We start from the raw sequence: 1,214 nt of genomic DNA on the forward strand, positions 1-1,214 counted from the left end.
TTTGTGCCGGTCACCTATCTCATTATGCCACCTTGGCTTCGAACGCGAGTGGGCTGATGCCGCCCAGATATGAATGTCGGCGACGGGTGTTGTAGAAGCCATTTATGTACTGGAAGATTGCAGCTTCCGCCTGACGCCGTGTCGGCCAGCTCTGCCGCCAGATGAGTTCCGCCTTCAGGGATTTGAAGAAGGTCTCGACGGAGGCATTGTCGTAGCAATTACCCTTGCCGCTCATCGATGGACGCAGGCCGTAGGCCTGCAGCTTCTTCTGATAATCGTAAGAACAATATTGGCTGCCGCGATCCGAATGGAAAAGGCAGCCCTTGGGAGGCTGGCGCAGGCGCACCGCCATATCCAACGCCCTGATCGCCAGGTCCTTCTTCATCCTGTCACTGACAGCCCAACCAACGACACGTCGGCTATGCAGGTCGAGAATGACGGCAAGGTAGAGCCAGCCTTCTGAGGTCCAGATATAGGTGATGTCGCCCGCCCACTTACGGTTGGGCGCATCGGCGGCGAAGTCGCCGTCCAGCCAGTTCGCTGCGACCCCCAGGCGATGGTGGCTATCCGTCGTAACCTTGTGCTTGCGCGTGCGGACCGGCTTGATCCCATTGATCTTCATCAGTCGTCCGACCCGGCGCTCGCCAACATCGAGCCCCACCTCCTTCAACTCCATCGTCATCCTCGGGCGACCGTAGCTGCCCAGGCTGAGGCGGTATTGTTCCCGGATATGAGCCAGCACTTTCATGTCCGTCCGTTCCCGCCGACTGATCGGCCGCGAGCGCCAGGAACGATAGCCGCGCTCGCTGACAAGCATGACACGGCAGAGCAGTTCAACGGACCAACGATGCCGCCAGCCATGCACGAACGCGAACTTCACGGCCTTTGGCTCGCGAAGAACTGTGTGGCCTTTTTTAGCACTTCCCTCTCCTCCCGCAGCACACGGTTCTCAAGGCGGAGGCGTTCATTCTCACGCGCCAGATCTGCCTGCGGCGCTGCCACCAGGTCAGATGGCCGATACTGTGACACCCATTTGCCCAGCGTCGACTTCCCTATCCCCAAATCCGATGCAACCCGGTCGCGGGGTAATCCGCTGGTCAGCGCAATCCGCACCGCCTCCTGCTTGAACTCTTCTGTATGCTTGATCATCTCGTCGGTCTCCTGTTGCGAGCTCTAATCGCTCAGGTGACCGGCGCAAAACCGTTACAAGTCCA

At 59.3% G+C, this 1,214-nt stretch carries 1 protein-coding gene; it reads right to left on the reverse strand.

Annotation, left to right across the window (positions count from 1 at the left end; translation table 11 throughout):
• Nucleotides 1-22 precede the first annotated feature (22 nt).
• A protein-coding gene (locus tag QHC67_RS18635) for an IS3 family transposase (RefSeq protein ID WP_319296647.1) occupies nt 23-1,149 on the reverse strand; the annotation gives its coding sequence in 2 pieces (ribosomal slippage) (nt 23-918 and nt 918-1,149; 1,128 coding nt in all).
• Nucleotides 1,150-1,214 lie beyond the last annotated feature (65 nt).

This window comes from Sphingobium sp. (assembly GCF_033795625.1).
Classification (GTDB): Bacteria; Pseudomonadota; Alphaproteobacteria; order Sphingomonadales; family Sphingomonadaceae; genus Sphingobium.